Raw genomic sequence first — 14,437 nt, forward strand, 5'->3', positions numbered from 1 at the left:
AGCTTGCGCATCAGCGCCTTTGCCGCACTGCGGCCAGTGCGTCATTCCTCGTGTTCTAGTCGTGATAGAGCGCCGAGCGCCCGCCATCCACGGTGATGCAGCTCGCGTTGATGAAAGGCGCTTCATCCGATGCGAGGAACACCGCCGTCATCGCGACTTCGTGCGGCTGGCCGATGCGCTTCATCGGCTGCAAATCGAGCGTCGCCTGCCGCGCGGCGGCCGGATCGGGCTGCGCGTCCCACCAGTCGAGCGTCAGTTGCGTTTCGATATAGCCCGGCGCGATGGCATTCACCCGCACGTTGTTCGGCGCGTATTCGATGCCGAGCGCGCGCGTCAGGCCGATCACGCCGTGCTTCGCCACCGGATACGGAAAGCAGCCGGGGATGATCTTGAACGCATGCGTCGACGCGATGTTCACGATGCTCCCCCGCCCGCGCGCCACCATGCCCGGCAGCACCGCGCGGCAGCCGTTCCAGACGCCATCGAGATCGACGGCGAAGCAGCGGCGCCAGTCGTCGTCGGTCATCGTGAGCGGATCGCAGAACACGTTGATGCCGGCGTTGTTCACGAGCACGTCGACGGGGCCGAGCCGCGCTTCGGTTTCCGCGACGGCTTCCTTCACTGATGCGCCTTGCGTCACGTCGGTCCGCACCGCGAGCACGTTGTGCGCGCCGGTCTCCTGCCGGATGCGCGCGGCCGTCGCCTGCGCGGTTTCGATGTCGAGTTCCGCGAGCGCCACCGCCGCGCCTTCGCGCGCGAACGCCAGCGCGATCGCCGCGCCGATGCCGCGCCCCGCGCCCGTGACCATCGCGACCTTGCCGGCGAGGCGGCTCATCGTTTTTCACCTCGGGCGATCGCCAGTCCGCCGACGAACGCCTTCGCGTGCGACGCCGTCACCTTCACGCCCTGACCCGGCTTGTACAGCGCGGAGCCGAGGCCGAAGCCGTTCGCGCCCGCCGTCAGGAACGGCCCCATGTTGTCGGGCGAGATGCCGCCGACCGGCACGAGCGGCACGTCTTTAGCGATCACCGCGCGCCACGCCTTCACGACCGTCGGCCCGAGCTGCTCGGCGGGAAACATCTTCAGCACGTCCGCGCCGTTCTTCAGCGCGATGAAACCCTCGTTCGGCGTCGCGACGCCGGGCGCGCACGCGAGCCCGAGCGCCTTGGCGGCCCGCACGACATCGCCGTCGCTGTGCGGCATCACGATCAGTTCGCCGCCGGCGGCCTTCACGTCGTCGACATAACTCGGATGCAGCACCGTGCCTGCACCGACGATGGCGTCGGCCGGCAATGCCTGGCGGATCGCCGCGATGCTGTCGAACGGCTGCGGCGAGTTGAGCGGCACCTCGACGATGCGAAAGCCCGCTTCGTACAGCGCGCGAGCGTGGTCGGCGGCATCGTCGGGCGTGACGCCGCGCAGGATCGCGATCAGCGGGCACGCGGCGAACGCCTTCGCGAGACCGGCGTGCATCTGATACGGCGCGGGGAGATTGATGGGTGGCTGCATCGTCGTGACTCCTTCTCGGTGCTGCTCAGGCCGCACGCACGGGCGCTGGTACGAGCCCGGCTTGGACGGCGATTCGGCATAGGCCCTGCTCGGTGGCGTTCGCAACGGTGGCGGCGTCGAGACAGCCGAAGCGCGCGAGCGCCGCCCGATAGCGGTCGCACAGCGTGTCGTTGCCGATGAGCCGCAGCGTCCTGCCCGCCAGCGACGACTGATCGCGCGCCAGCACTTCGGTGAGGCCGCGCAGTTCGTGGCCGATCAACAGGCCCGACAGATAATCCGGCTGCTGCGCCGGCGTGAGTTGCCCGGTGAGGCCGAGCGTGCGCGTGCTGAAGATTGTCGCGAGCACGCCGGGATGACCGGCATCGCGTGCGGTATCGACGCCCCGCTCGAACGCCGCCGCGTCCGCCGCCGCGCCTTGCTGCATCGTGCGGCCGAGGATCGTGTAATCGCGCAGCGCGCCGAACAACTCGCCCGTCATGAACGTGTAGAAGCGCTCGATGCGCCCCGCCTGCACGAACGCCCACTTCGCGTGCGTGCCGGGCAGGCCGATCAGCACGCCGCCCTCCGCGTTCAGCGATGCATCGCTCGACAGCGCGCCGACGATCTGCGTTTCCTCGCCGCGCATCACGTTCGGCAGCACGCCGCGCTCGAGCACGCCCGGCACAATCCGCACCGTCGCGCCGCGCGCCGTTTCGATCGCGACGATGCCTGCGACGAGCGCATCGGCATCGGCGGGCGCCTCGACGTACGGCGCTTCGGCCCAGCCCTGCGCGCTGCCGACCATGCCTGCAGCCAGCACCGGCAGTTGCGGATGCGCGTCGAGCCACGCGCCGCAGGTTTCTTCGAACGCCTGCTCGAAGCCGCCCGCCGGCAGATGCATGATTCCCGCGGGCGATGCGTGCGTGTCGAGCGCGACGCCATCCGCGCCGAGCAAATAGGCGCGCAGCGAAGTCGTGCCCCAGTCGAGCGCGACGAGCGCGGGCGCGGCGAAGGTCCGTGCGACAGGCGCGGTCATCGCTTGATCCTGCGATTGCTTTGCGGCGCGCGCCAGCCGAGTTCCGACGAGATTGCACGCGCTTCCTGCTGCACAATCGGAATCAGTTCTTCCATGCGCTCGTCCGGCATATAAGGAATGGTGCTCGCCACGGAGAGCGCCGCGACGATCGCACCCGACGCATCGCGCACGGGCGCGGCGACACAACGTATCGACGCTTCGTTTTCTTCGAGATCGAACGTGTAGCCGCCTTGCGAATAGCGCGTCATGCGCTGCACGAACGTGCTGACGTCCGGCCGATGATCCGGCTTGAAACTCGTGCGGGCGAGCGCGCGATGCGACGCCTCCAGCAGCTTCTTCCACGCGTTGCTTTCGAGATCGAGCATCATCGCCTTGCCGATGCCCGTCGACGCCAGCGGCATCCGGTGCCCGACGCGCGAGCGCATCTCCAGTCCGCGCGTGCCGGGAATCTTGTCGATGTACAGCACGTCGTCGCCATCGCGCACGCCGAGGTGGATGGTGTCCTGCGTATGCCGCGCAAGCGATTGCAGATACGGCCGCGCGACGGTGGTGAGCGGCATTTGCTCGAGCGCGATAGTGCCGAGTTCGATCAGCTTCGGCCCGAGCAGATAGCCGCCCTGCACTTGCCGCAGATAGCGCGCCTGCACGAGGGAGCTGACGAGCCGATGCGTGGTGCTGCGGGTCGTGCCGAGCGCCGCGCTGAACGAGCGCAGATCGCGCGCCCCGTTCGCGGCGGCTTCGAGAATCGCGAGGCCGCGCAACAACGTCTGTGTGCCGGCCTGCTGCGGCGTGATGTCGACGAGCGCGCTCGGCAGCGCGATGGCGTCGGGATCACGGCCGTGCGGTTGGGCGTTCTGCTGGCTGCCCGCCGCGCCGATGGAACTGCTGCGCGCACGCGTCGCGCTGGTGGAGTGGTCGCTCATGTCGGCTCGTCCTCGCGATTCATGCAGCGCGGACAAGCCGCGACACCTGGATGAACCGGCGCTGGCCGGCGCGAAACACCGATGAATCGTGCAACGCAACCCGCGAGCGCGGGCGAGCGGTCGAGTGCATGACGTGTCTCCAGTCTGTTCTTGTCGGCGCATGTCAGTGGCGCATGCGCTCGGGGCTTCGTGGCGGTTCCATCGAAAGCCTGCACGGATTGTAGTTCCGGCTATCTCGATAATTCAATATGTGATCGTCGGGTTCACATAATGGGACTCAAGCTGACAACCGAAAGGCGCCCAAAAAAGAAAAAGCCCTGACGGATCAGGGCTTTGCAATGTTTAGCGACGCCAACTAAATTTCACTCGGGCAGTTCGGCTGCGCCCATTCGACGCGCGATGACACGCGCCCGCGACGCGAGATAAGCCGAGTTCCGATGGTCGTCGAAATACTTCGGGCGCGGCAGCATCACGGCGAGGCGCGCGCTTTGTCCGGCCGTCAGTTTCGCCGCCGAGGTCTTGTAGTAATACTGCGCCGCCGCTTCCGCGCCATAGACGCCGTTGCCCCATTCGACCGAATTCAAATAAATCTCGAAGATGCGCTGCTTGTCCATCCAGAACTCGAGCATCCACGTGATGACGAGCTCCTGCGCCTTGCGCAAATAGCTCTTCTCTCGCGACAGGAAAAGGTTGCGCGCAAGCTGCTGCGAAATGGTCGATCCACCCGCGACGATTCTTCCGCGCGCCTTGTTCCTCTCCCACGCCTGCAGGATCGCGTCGGTTTCGTAGCCGTTGTTGTTGACGAAGTTCGCATCCTCCGACGCGATGATCGCCCGCTTCAGATTGCGCGATATCTGGTCATAGGGCATCCACGTCCGTTGCAACGGCGTGCCGGGGCGGGTGCTGGCAAGCGTCCACGCGTCGGCGCGCATGAACGCGGTCGAGCCGGGATTCAGCACCGTCCATATGCCGATCTGCGCGAAGAAGTAGAACTGCGTCGCGATCGCCGCGATGACGAACACGGAGAGGCCGTAAGCGATCCATCGCGCGGGTCCGAGGCGCACCGCCGGGCGTGGCTGCCGCGAGCGCGGCGACGTGCGGCTCGGAGCGGGCGCGGTCGTCATCAGGCTTTGGCCGCCAGCGTCAGGCGCAATTCGCGCAGCACCGCGCCGCCGTCCGGACGCACGCCGCGCCAGATGAAGAACGATTCGGCCGCCTGTTCGACGAGCATGCCGAGGCCATCGGCGGCGCGTGCGCCGAGGCGTTCGGCGTGCTCCATGAAGACCGTCGGCTTGGGGCCGTACATCATGTCGTAGGCGAGCGTGCCCGCGCCGAACGCCGCGTCGTCGCATTCGGGCAGCGCGGCATCGAGACTGCCGGCCGTCGCGTTGATGATCACGTCGTAACGCGCTTTTTCCGCGCTATCCGCGCCGCCGCCTGCAAAGCGCACGCCGCTCTCACGCGCCTGTGCGGCGAATTGGTCGACGAGTTCGCGCGCCTTCGCCGCCGTCCGGTTGACGATGGTGAGCGCGGCGGGCTGCCGGGCGAAGATCGGCAACACGACGCCGCGCGCCGCGCCGCCCGCGCCGAGCAGCAGAATGCGCGCGCCCTGAAGGCTCACGCCCAGATTCACTTCGATGTCCCGCACGAGGCCGACGCCATCGGTGTTGTCGCCGCGCACGCCGTCATCGGAGAACGAGAGCGTGTTTACCGCGCCGGCCGCCGCCGCACGCGGCGACAGCGAATCCGCGAAGGCGTGGGCATCGAGCTTGAACGGGACAGTCACGTTCATGCCGCGTCCGCCCGACGCGATGAAGGTTTTCACCGCCGCCTCGAAACCGCCGAGCGGCCCGAGAATGCGCCCGTATTCCACCGGCTCGCCCGTCTGCTCGGCGAACCGCGCGTGAATCCACGGCGATTTGCTGTGCTCGACAGGATTGCCGATCACCGCATAACGGTCGGCTTGCGCGTGGCTCATGCGGTCGGCTCCGTGGAATCGGACGTAGGTTCCTGCGGCTGCCCAGTGCCTTCGGTCTGTGCTTCCGCCTGCGCTTCAGCTTCGCTTTCGGCGCTGAGATCGTCGGCCTCGATGATTTCTTCCTCGGCTTCGTCTTCCTCGGCGGGCGCGCTCGCGGACGGCGCGTCGATCACGTGCAGCAGACGGCACGACGCTTCGACGGTCAGCTCATCAATCGATACGACTTCGAGCATCACCCGCGTGCCGCGCGCATGCACGCCGAGACCGGGCACGTGCAGGATCAGCGGAATTTCTTCGAGCCGCACGAGATCGTCCTTCACCACCGAAGCCGGAACGTGCCGCTTGTTCTCCTGCTTCAGCCAGCGCAGACACCAGAAATATTCCATGCGGCGCTGGTGATCGGCGTAGGCGCTGTAGGTATCGTCGAAACCCTGCACGACGGCGAAGAGGTCCGCGTCCTTCGGCTTGAACGGCGCGGCGAGCTTCGCGGTCACGCCATGCTGCACGCACGCGAGCAGTTGCCACTGATTGACGAGGTCGACATAGCGGCGCAGCGGCGACGTGCTCCACGCGTATTGCGCGACGCCCAGCCCTTCGTGCGGCGCGGGCGTCGTCTGCATGCGCGTGCGCTTCGGGCCGGGACCGCCGAAACCGCGTTGCGAACGATAAATGCCCGGCACGCCGTGATCGTTGAGGAACGCGCCCCACGACGAATTCGCGAGAATCGCCAGTTCGGCGACGATCAGATCGAGCGGCGATCCCCGGCGGCGCGGCGTGATGGTGATGTGCTCGCCTTCGACATAGAAATTGAAGTCGTTGTTGCGCTGCACTTCGCGCTTGAGCCCGTAAGTCGCGCGTGCCTGCTGGCGTTTTTCGAAGAGCGACTGCGCGAGCGGCCACAGCACGGCGATGTCTTCCTTGTGCGGATAATCGCCCGTGCCGGCGGCGAGGCTTTCCTCCGTGACATGCTCGTCCAGATGGTTGTGCCGCAGGTTGCTTTTGACGAAGACGCGTTCGGCGCGTGTTTCAGTCGCGACGATGTCCTGCGTCTCGCGATTCACGATGATGTAAAGCGACAGCGCCGGACGCAGCCCGCCTTCGCCGAGCGTGAACACTTCGACGACGTTGTCGGGCAGCATCGTGATCTTGTCGCCGGGCATGTAGACAGTCGACAAGCGGCTGCGCGCGATGGAATCGACCGTGTCGCCGCGTGCGATGCCGAGCGCCGGCGCCGCGATGTGAATGCCGATGCGCAGGCGGCCATCGGCGAGATGCTCGACGGAGAATGCGTCGTCGATTTCGGTGGTCGTGACATCGTCGATGGAAAACGCCTGGACATGCGCCTCGGGCAAGTCTTCCGGCAGCGGCGCGGTCTGCACCGCCGGGAAACCGATCCCATGCGGGAAAAACTCGGACAGGAAACGCGCCTCGTGCAGCGCCCGCGCGGACGCGATGCCGCCGCATTCGAGCATCAGCCGCGCCTGCGAAATGCCGCGCGCCGCAGCGGCGGCTTCGAGCGCCTTGTACTCGATCGAATTCTTGTCCGGCTTCGTCAACAGGCCGATGGCCTTGCCCTTCAGCGCCTCCGGCAGCGTGCCCGCTTTCAGCTCCTCTTCGTAGCCGGCCTGCACGAGCGCCTGCTGACGCTTGCGCTCGAGCGACGCCAGCGCCATCTGCAACTGCTCCTGCGGCGCGCGCTGGTACTGACCGCGTCCCTTGCGGCGGAAATAAACCGGCGAGCCATGCATGCGCAGCACGAGCGCCGCGCGTTCGGCTGCACCGAACTTGTCGCCGAAATAATCCGCGCCCAGCGCGGCGAACGGAAACTCCTCGTCGGGCGCGCATTCCCACAGGAAATCGAGGTCGATCTCCTGCGCGATGGCGTTGGCTTCCTGCATGAGATCGCCGGCGGCGGGCTTGTCGAATTCGATCAGCACGTCTTTCGCGCGCACCTTGGCGCGGCGTCCGCCCGGCAACTCGACCTGGAACGCGTCGCCTTGTTTCGACAAGACCGAGCCGGCCTTGAAACTACCCGATTCCTCGAAGAAAACGTTCACTCAATACTCTCGTAAGACGGTGGACCGGCGCGCAGCGGGCGCGCCAGTGTATGAATGGGGCATCACGCAGCCGCTGGGGCAAGCGCGGCGCGCGGCGTCTGATCGCAGAAGGCAAGCACATCGGCGAGATAGTCGCCGAAGTCGCTGATCGCGTGATCGCTGCCTTCGATCAACGTCGTGCGTACGCCGGAATAGTGGGCAAGCATCGCGCGATAGTCGAGCACTTCGTCGCCGGTCGCGGCAATCAGGAAATAGCGCTCGGGGCGCGTGATGGCATCGACATGAAGCGCGCGAAGTTCGTCGAGATGACGCGGCAACACGGTGATGGTGCCGCCGCCGTGCCACAACGGCTGTTCGCCGAGATACGCACTGAGATCGACATCGGGCATCACGGCGGGATTCAGCAGCACCGCGCGCCAGCCGTGCTTCTCCGCTAGATAGGTCGCGTAGTAGCCGCCGAGCGAACTGCCGACGACGGTAACATCCTCCGGTAGCGCCGCGCCGGCGATGGATTCCGCCAGCGCGATGGCGTCGCACGGAGAAACCGGCAACACCGGGCACTGCCATTCGCTCAGCCGGCCGAGTTCCGCGAGGCGCGCGCGCATCATGCGCGCCTTGAACGATTGGGGAGACGAGCGAAAGCCGTGCAGGTAGAGAATCACGCGGGGCCTCTTGCAGTTGTCCCCGGACCCGGACGCGCCGACAGCGCATCGAGCAATTTCTGATGTACGCCGCCGAAACCGCCGTTGCTCATCACGAGCACGTGGTCACCGGGGCGCGCCGCACTGACGACCGCTTTCACCAGCGGCTCTATTTCATTGAAGGCCTGCGCCCGGTCGCCGAGCGGCGACAACGCTTCGGCCAGGTCCCAGCCGAGCTTGTCGCGGCCTTCGCGCGCGCCGTAGCCGAACACGAGATCCGCGCCGGCGAGGCTCGCGGGCAGTTGCGCTTTCATCGTGCCGAGCTTCATCGTATTCGAACGCGGCTCCAGCACTGCGAGGATGCGCGCGTGACCGGCATCGCCGATGCGCGTGCGCAATCCCGCGACGGTCGTTTCGATGGCGGTCGGGTGATGCGCGAAGTCGTCGTAGACGGTGACGCCTTCGACGCTGCCCTTCACTTCCATGCGCCGCTTGACGTTGCGGAAACTCGCCAGCGATTTGACTGACTGCGCCGCCGGCACGCCGACTGATCGCGCCGCCGCGATCCCCGCGAGCGCGTTCATGCGATTGTGCTCGCCCTGCACCTGCCAGTCGACCACGCCCAGCCGCTCGCCTTCCCAATAGACGGCGAACTGCTCATCGACGGTTTCGCCATCGCGGGCGGGCAGCGCCTGCCATCCGCCTTGCACGCCGAAGCGTTCGACGCCCGACCAGCAACCGCGCGACAGCACGCGTTCGAGCGCCGCCTCGCGCCCATTGGTAACGATGCGTCCGACGCCCGGCACCGTGCGCACGAGGTGATGAAATTGTGTTTCGATGGCGGCGAGATCGGGGAAGATGTCGGCGTGATCGAATTCCAGATTGTTGAGCACCGCCGTGCGCGGACGGTAATGGACGAACTTGGAACGCTTGTCGAAGAACGCGGTGTCGTATTCGTCGGCCTCGATCACGAAGAAGCTCGAATCGGTCAGGCGCGCGGAAATGCCGAAGTTGAGCGGCACGCCGCCGATCAGGAAGCCCGGATTCATGCCGGCGTCTTCGAGCAGCCACGTGAGCATCGAGCTCGTCGTGGTCTTGCCGTGCGTGCCGGCGACCGCGAGCACCCACTTGCCCGCGAGCACGTGCTCGCCGAGCCATTGCGGGCCAGACGTGTACGGCAGGCCGCGATCCAGAATCGCTTCCATCAGCGGATTGCCGCGCGACACCACATTGCCGATGACGAACAGATCCGGCTCGAGCGATAGCTGCTCGACGCCAAAGCCCTCGATCAGTTCGATGCCCTGCGCCTCGAGCTGCGTGCTCATCGGCGGATAGACGCCCGCGTCGCAGCCGGTGACCTTGTGACCCGCCTCGCGAGCCAGGACGGCGAGACCGCCCATGAAGGTGCCGCAAATGCCGAGGATGTGGATGTGCATAAACCGTGTCGCGCCGCGCAGGCGATGAAGTGCGGAAAAGAGGACGGCGCGTGGACGGAAAACCCGTGCAGGAACGCGCCTGGAGGCGCATATTGTAACCGAGCGCGCCGGCCGCCTGACTGCGCGCCCGCGCGCCGCAAGGGCCGCCAGGCGTTATCTAGTATGATTGCCCAATGGTCCGCAAATCACACTTCGATCCGCAACGCGTGCGCGAGGAAATCGCAATCGCCGCAGCGAGAATGATCGCCGAAGATGGCCTCGACTACTCCACCGCAAAGCGGAAGGCGGCGCGGCAGGTCGTCGGCGAGACGAAAATCGGCGGCGAGTTTCTACCCGACAACGACCAGATCGAAGAGGAAATCCGCGAATATCAGGCGATTTTCCAGAGCGACAGCCAGCCCGCCGTCCTGCGCCGCATGCGCGAGGCAGCGCTCGACTGGATGGAACGGCTCAAGCCCTTCGACCCCTATCTGACAGGCGCGGTGCTCAATGGCACGGCAGGCGAGCATTCGGATATTCATCTGCAATGCTTCTGCGACAACCCGAAGGAAGTCGCCATTTATCTGCTGAACGCCAACGTCCAGTACGACGTGTCCGAGACGCGGCACTTCGCCGGACGCGGCTACGTGGAAACGCTCAGCTTTCTGCAGCGCGAGCGCGGCGAGGAACCGATCGGCGTGCACATCGCGCTTTACGGACCCAACGATCTGCGCGGCGCGGTGCGTGCCGACGGACGCGGACGGCTCGCACGCGCGAACGCGGCAGCCGTGCGCGCGCTGCTCGACGATCCCGGCCCTTCCGATCGTCCGCCGCTGGAAGTCGGCGGCTGATTCTCCAAGACTTTTCCTCCATGAACAGCAAACGCATCCTGGCGGCCCTCGCGGTCGCGATCGCGGCGACGGTCGGCGGCTTCTACGCGGGCCATCGCTTCACCGGCGTCGATACCGAAGCCGCCACGCAGCCGAGCGGCAACGCGGTCGAGCAGTTGTGGCAGACGACGCCGCCCGCCGCTGCCGGAACCTCGCAGCCGCTCGCGGCTTACAAGGGCAAGCCCGTAGTCGTCAACTTCTGGGCGTCGTGGTGCGGACCGTGCGTGAAGGAAATGCCGACGCTGTCGGCGCTGCAGCGCGAGTATAAGAAGAAGGGCATCACGTTCATCGGGCTCGGCGTGGACAGCGAGAAGAACGTCAACGACTTCCTGAAGAAGGTTCCGGTCGATTACCCCGTCTACGTGACCGGTTTCGGCGGCGCAGATCTTGCGCGGAGCTTCGGCAACAACGCGGGCGGACTGCCTTTTACCGTCGTGATCGACGCGAAGGGCGCGGTCCGCTCGACGAAACTCGGCGAAGTGAACGAAGCTGAACTCAAGCGAACACTGGACGCGCTGTAAAGAATCGCCGCCTGATCGCTCGTCTTTGCGATAAGTAAGCAGCAACTTAGCAGGGTTTTGCGGGAACATCGTCGTTTGGGTGCGACAATGCCGGTAAATCGTGCCGTCCCGATTTTGTGTCGTGCACGGCAAAACTAGACAACATTCTCTAAACGGCGCTAAAGTGCGCCGAATTCCGCACAACCGAAGCGACCATGATCATTCCGCCGGCGCCGCAAGGCCATGCAGCCGAATCAGCCGATGCCTGTTCGAACGGGCCGTGCCGCGCCGCGCGAAATGCAACTGCTCGCGTGCCGTTCAGGCGCACGCTTCAAAGCGACCACGCCAAGGCGTTCCGTGCGAACGCCGTCCGCGTGCCGATCGACTCTGCCGATTTTGCCGCCCGCGCATGGGCGGGCGCACCGATGCGCCGAATGCATGTGCGCGCCGGCCGGCCGGCCGCGCCGGCTCGCGGCTGACAGTCATACACCCACAAAGTCAAGCACCGGGCAGTCCCGGTCTCCAAGTATTGAAAGGGGAATTTTCGATGGACCTTCGTAAACTGAAAACGCTGATCGACCTCGTCTCGGAATCCGGCATCTCGGAGCTGGAAGTGACGGAGGGCGAAGGCAAGGTTCGCATCGTCAAGAACGCAGCACCCGTCTACATGCAGGCGCCGCAGCAGTACGCGCCGCAGGTTCAGGCGCCGTCCGCGCCGGGCATGTCCGCCGGCGTCGATGCAGGCGCAAGCGCGGGCGCAGCGACGCCGGCGGCTTCCGCGCCGCAGGGCCACATCGTGACGTCGCCGATGGTCGGCTCGTTCTACCGCGCGCCGTCGCCGGGCGCGGACCCGTTCGTCCAGGTCGGCGATACGGTGAAGGAAGGCCAGACGATCTGCATCATCGAAGCCATGAAGCTCCTGAACGAAATCGAAGCGGACAAGTCCGGCGTCGTGAAGGAAATCCTCGTCGAGAACGGTCAGGCGGTCGAGTATGGCCAGCCGCTCTTCGTGATCGGCGACTAAGCGCGTCGAGCCGTGCGCCGGGCGCATTGCTCGGTCTGCGCGGCGTCACCGCGCCGGCGCGTGCTTGTGCCTCAGACTCCTGAAAGCGCGCGCCGCCGATTCGAATCCCGAGGGCCGCTCGCGCGTGCCCGTTGATGAGCCGACCCACAGCCATGTTTGAAAAAATTCTCATTGCGAACCGCGGCGAAATCGCGCTTCGCATCCAGCGCGCGTGCCGCGAACTGGGCGTCAAGACCGTCGTCGTCTATTCGGAAGCCGACAAGGAAGCCAAGTACGTCAAGCTCGCCGACGAAGCCGTGTGTATTGGACCGGCGCCGTCGAACCTGTCGTACCTGAACATGCCGGCGCTCATCAGCGCCGCCGAGGTCACCGACGCCGAAGCCATCCACCCCGGCTACGGCTTTCTTTCCGAGAACGCCGACTTCGCCGAGCGCGTCGAGCAGTCGGGCTTCACGTTCATCGGGCCGCGCCCCGAAACCATCCGCATGATGGGGGACAAGGTCACCGCCAAGCAGACGATGATCAAGACCGGCGTGCCGTGCGTGCCGGGCTCGGAAGGCGCGTTGCCGGACGATCCGAAAGAGATCGTGAAGATCGCGCGCACGGTCGGCTATCCGGTCATCATCAAGGCGGCGGGCGGCGGCGGCGGACGCGGCATGCGCGTCGTGCATACGGAAGCGGCGCTCGTCAACGCGGTCAACATGACGCGCGAAGAAGCGGGCCGCGCCTTCGGCAATCCGCAGGTCTACATGGAGAAATTCCTGGAGAACCCGCGGCATATCGAAATTCAGGTGCTGTCGGATTCGTTCCGCAACGCGATCTGGCTCGGCGAGCGCGATTGCTCGATGCAGCGCCGTCACCAGAAGGTCATCGAAGAAGCGCCGGCGCCGGGTATCGCGCGGCGGCTGATCGACCGTATCGGCGACCGCTGCGCCGACGCGTGCAAGAAGATGGGCTATCTCGGCGCGGGCACGTTCGAATTCCTGTACGAGAACAACGAGTTCTACTTCATCGAAATGAACACGCGCGTGCAGGTCGAGCATCCGGTGACGGAGCTGATCACGGGCGTCGATATCGTGCAGGAGCAGATTCGTATCGCCGCCGGCGAGAAGCTCGCGTTCCGCCAGAAGGACATCCAGTTCCGCGGCCACGCGATCGAATGCCGCGTCAATGCGGAAGATGCGTTCAAGTTCACGCCGTCGCCGGGACGCATCACGTCGTGGCATGCGCCGGGCGGCCCGGGCATCCGCGTCGACTCGCACGCCTACAACGGCTACTTCGTCCCGCCGAACTACGATTCGATGATCGGCAAGCTGATCGCCTACGGCGCGACGCGCGAACAGGCCATCAACCGCATGCGGATCGCGCTGTCGGAAATGGTCGTCGAAGGCATTTCGACCAACATCCCGCTGCATCGCGAGTTGATGATCGACGCCAAGTTCGTCGAGGGCGGCACAAGCATCCACTACCTCGAGAACAAGCTGGCCGCGCGTCAGGCGGCGGTGGCGGAAGAGTCCTGAGTCAGAAAGAGACACGAGCATGAGTTACCGGGAACTGATCGCCGAGCTGGATCGCGAGCACGCGGAAGCGCTGTCGGATGCGCTGCTGGAAATCGGCGCGCTGTCGGTGTCCGTCGAAGACGCCGACGCCGATACGCCCGACGAGCAACCGCTCTTCGGCGAGCCCGGCCTCACGCCGGAGCGCAGCGCGTGGAAGCGCTCGCGCGTCGTCGCGCTCCTGGCCGAGGACGCCGATCCCGCCGTGCTGCTTGCGGCGGCCGCGAACGAAATCGGCCTCAACGCGACGCCCGCGTTCTCGGTGCGCGACGTGGAAGAGCAGGACTGGGTGCGCCTGACGCAAGCGCAGTTCGAGCCGATTCCGATCGGCGAGCGTATCTGGGTGGTGCCGTCGTGGCATGACGCGCCCGATCCTTCCGCGCTCGTGCTCGAACTGGACCCTGGTCTCGCGTTCGGCACGGGCAGCCATCCGACTACGCGACTCTGCATGGAATGGCTGGAGCAATCGGTGCAGCCGGGCCAGTCGCTGCTCGACTATGGCTGCGGCTCGGGCATCCTCGCGATCCTCGCGAAGAAGTGCGGCGCCGATCCTGTCTATGGCATCGACATCGACCCGCAGGCGGTCGAATCCGCGCGCCAGAACAGCGAGCGCAACCGGGCGGCCGTCACCTACGGGCTGCCCGACGAATGCCCCGCCGGCGAGTTCGATATCGTAGTCGCGAATATTCTCTCGAATCCGCTCAAGCTGATGGCCTCGATGCTTTCCTCGAAGGTGAAGCCCGGCGGGCGCATCGCGCTGTCGGGCATTCTCGCCCGACAGGCCGACGAAGTCGCGGCGGTCTATGCGGCGTGGATCGACATCGCCGTCTGGCGCGAGCACGAAGGCTGGGTGTGCCTCGCCGGAACGCGCCGCGAAAGCCATTAGAATAGCGCCATCGTTCACGACCCGGCCGCGAGGCCAATGGCAA

14 protein-coding genes are annotated in these 14,437 nt (G+C 65.9%); 5 read left to right on the plus strand and 9 right to left on the minus strand.

The window, feature by feature from the left end; genetic code table 11:
* Positions 1–55: 55 nt before the first annotated feature.
* The 9 genes from BG57_RS17950 to mpl form a co-directional block, all read right to left on the minus strand.
* Positions 56–835 carry an SDR family oxidoreductase gene (locus tag BG57_RS17950; protein ID WP_035966777.1) on the minus strand — a complete coding sequence of 260 codons (780 nt, stop codon included), beginning with the start codon at positions 833–835 and terminating at the stop codon, positions 56–58.
* Complete coding sequence (locus BG57_RS17955) at positions 832–1,509, minus strand: 2-dehydro-3-deoxy-6-phosphogalactonate aldolase (protein ID WP_035966778.1); 678 nt, start codon at positions 1,507–1,509, stop codon at positions 832–834. The genes BG57_RS17950 and BG57_RS17955 overlap by 4 nt, the downstream gene beginning before the upstream one ends.
* Before the next feature lie 25 nt (positions 1,510–1,534).
* A complete protein-coding gene (locus BG57_RS17960; RefSeq protein ID WP_035966779.1) occupies positions 1,535–2,524 on the minus strand; it encodes a 2-dehydro-3-deoxygalactonokinase in 990 nt (329 codons plus the stop codon).
* On the minus strand, positions 2,521–3,447 hold the full coding sequence (locus tag BG57_RS17965) for an IclR family transcriptional regulator (protein WP_052005880.1): 927 nt from the start codon (positions 3,445–3,447) through the stop codon (positions 2,521–2,523). Before BG57_RS17965 ends, BG57_RS17960 begins: the two co-directional genes overlap by 4 nt.
* Positions 3,448–3,809: 362 nt before the next feature.
* On the minus strand, positions 3,810–4,571 hold the full coding sequence (gene mtgA, locus BG57_RS17970) for a monofunctional biosynthetic peptidoglycan transglycosylase (protein ID WP_081850937.1): 762 nt from the start codon (positions 4,569–4,571) through the stop codon (positions 3,810–3,812).
* A complete protein-coding gene (aroE, locus tag BG57_RS17975; RefSeq protein ID WP_035966782.1) occupies positions 4,571–5,425 on the minus strand; it encodes a shikimate dehydrogenase in 855 nt (284 codons plus the stop codon). The genes mtgA and aroE overlap by 1 nt, the downstream gene beginning before the upstream one ends.
* Positions 5,422–7,482: a ribonuclease catalytic domain-containing protein gene (locus BG57_RS17980; RefSeq protein ID WP_035966783.1), complete on the minus strand. Its 2,061-nt coding sequence runs from the start codon at positions 7,480–7,482 to the stop codon at positions 5,422–5,424. Before BG57_RS17980 ends, aroE begins: the two co-directional genes overlap by 4 nt.
* A 62-nt stretch (positions 7,483–7,544) precedes the next feature.
* On the minus strand, positions 7,545–8,144 hold the full coding sequence (locus BG57_RS17985; RefSeq protein WP_035966784.1) for a YqiA/YcfP family alpha/beta fold hydrolase: 600 nt from the start codon (positions 8,142–8,144) through the stop codon (positions 7,545–7,547).
* On the minus strand, positions 8,141–9,559 hold the full coding sequence (gene mpl / locus BG57_RS17990; protein ID WP_035966785.1) for a UDP-N-acetylmuramate:L-alanyl-gamma-D-glutamyl-meso-diaminopimelate ligase: 1,419 nt from the start codon (positions 9,557–9,559) through the stop codon (positions 8,141–8,143). Before mpl ends, BG57_RS17985 begins: the two co-directional genes overlap by 4 nt.
* Before the next feature lie 173 nt (positions 9,560–9,732).
* Between mpl and BG57_RS17995 the strand changes: the two genes are divergently transcribed.
* From BG57_RS17995 to prmA, 5 genes are all read left to right on the plus strand, one after another.
* The gene (locus BG57_RS17995; protein ID WP_035966787.1) at positions 9,733–10,389 is read left to right on the plus strand and encodes a hypothetical protein; all 657 of its coding nucleotides are present in this window, start codon (positions 9,733–9,735) and stop codon (positions 10,387–10,389) included.
* Positions 10,390–10,409: 20 nt separating this feature from the next.
* Complete coding sequence (locus BG57_RS18000; protein WP_035966788.1) at positions 10,410–10,949, plus strand: TlpA family protein disulfide reductase; 540 nt, start codon at positions 10,410–10,412, stop codon at positions 10,947–10,949.
* A gap of 526 nt (positions 10,950–11,475) precedes the next feature.
* Positions 11,476–11,952 carry an acetyl-CoA carboxylase biotin carboxyl carrier protein gene (gene accB / locus BG57_RS18010; RefSeq protein WP_035966790.1) on the plus strand — a complete coding sequence of 159 codons (477 nt, stop codon included), beginning with the start codon at positions 11,476–11,478 and terminating at the stop codon, positions 11,950–11,952.
* Positions 11,953–12,104: 152 nt separating this feature from the next.
* The gene (accC, locus tag BG57_RS18015) at positions 12,105–13,472 is read left to right on the plus strand and encodes an acetyl-CoA carboxylase biotin carboxylase subunit (protein WP_035966792.1); all 1,368 of its coding nucleotides are present in this window, start codon (positions 12,105–12,107) and stop codon (positions 13,470–13,472) included.
* A 19-nt stretch (positions 13,473–13,491) separates the two neighbouring features.
* Positions 13,492–14,394 carry a 50S ribosomal protein L11 methyltransferase gene (prmA, locus tag BG57_RS18020; RefSeq protein WP_035966794.1) on the plus strand — a complete coding sequence of 301 codons (903 nt, stop codon included), beginning with the start codon at positions 13,492–13,494 and terminating at the stop codon, positions 14,392–14,394.
* The last annotated feature ends 43 nt before the right edge of the window (positions 14,395–14,437 follow it).

The sequence above is a fragment of the Caballeronia grimmiae genome, assembly GCF_000698555.1.
GTDB lineage: Bacteria > Pseudomonadota > Gammaproteobacteria > Burkholderiales > Burkholderiaceae > Caballeronia > Caballeronia grimmiae.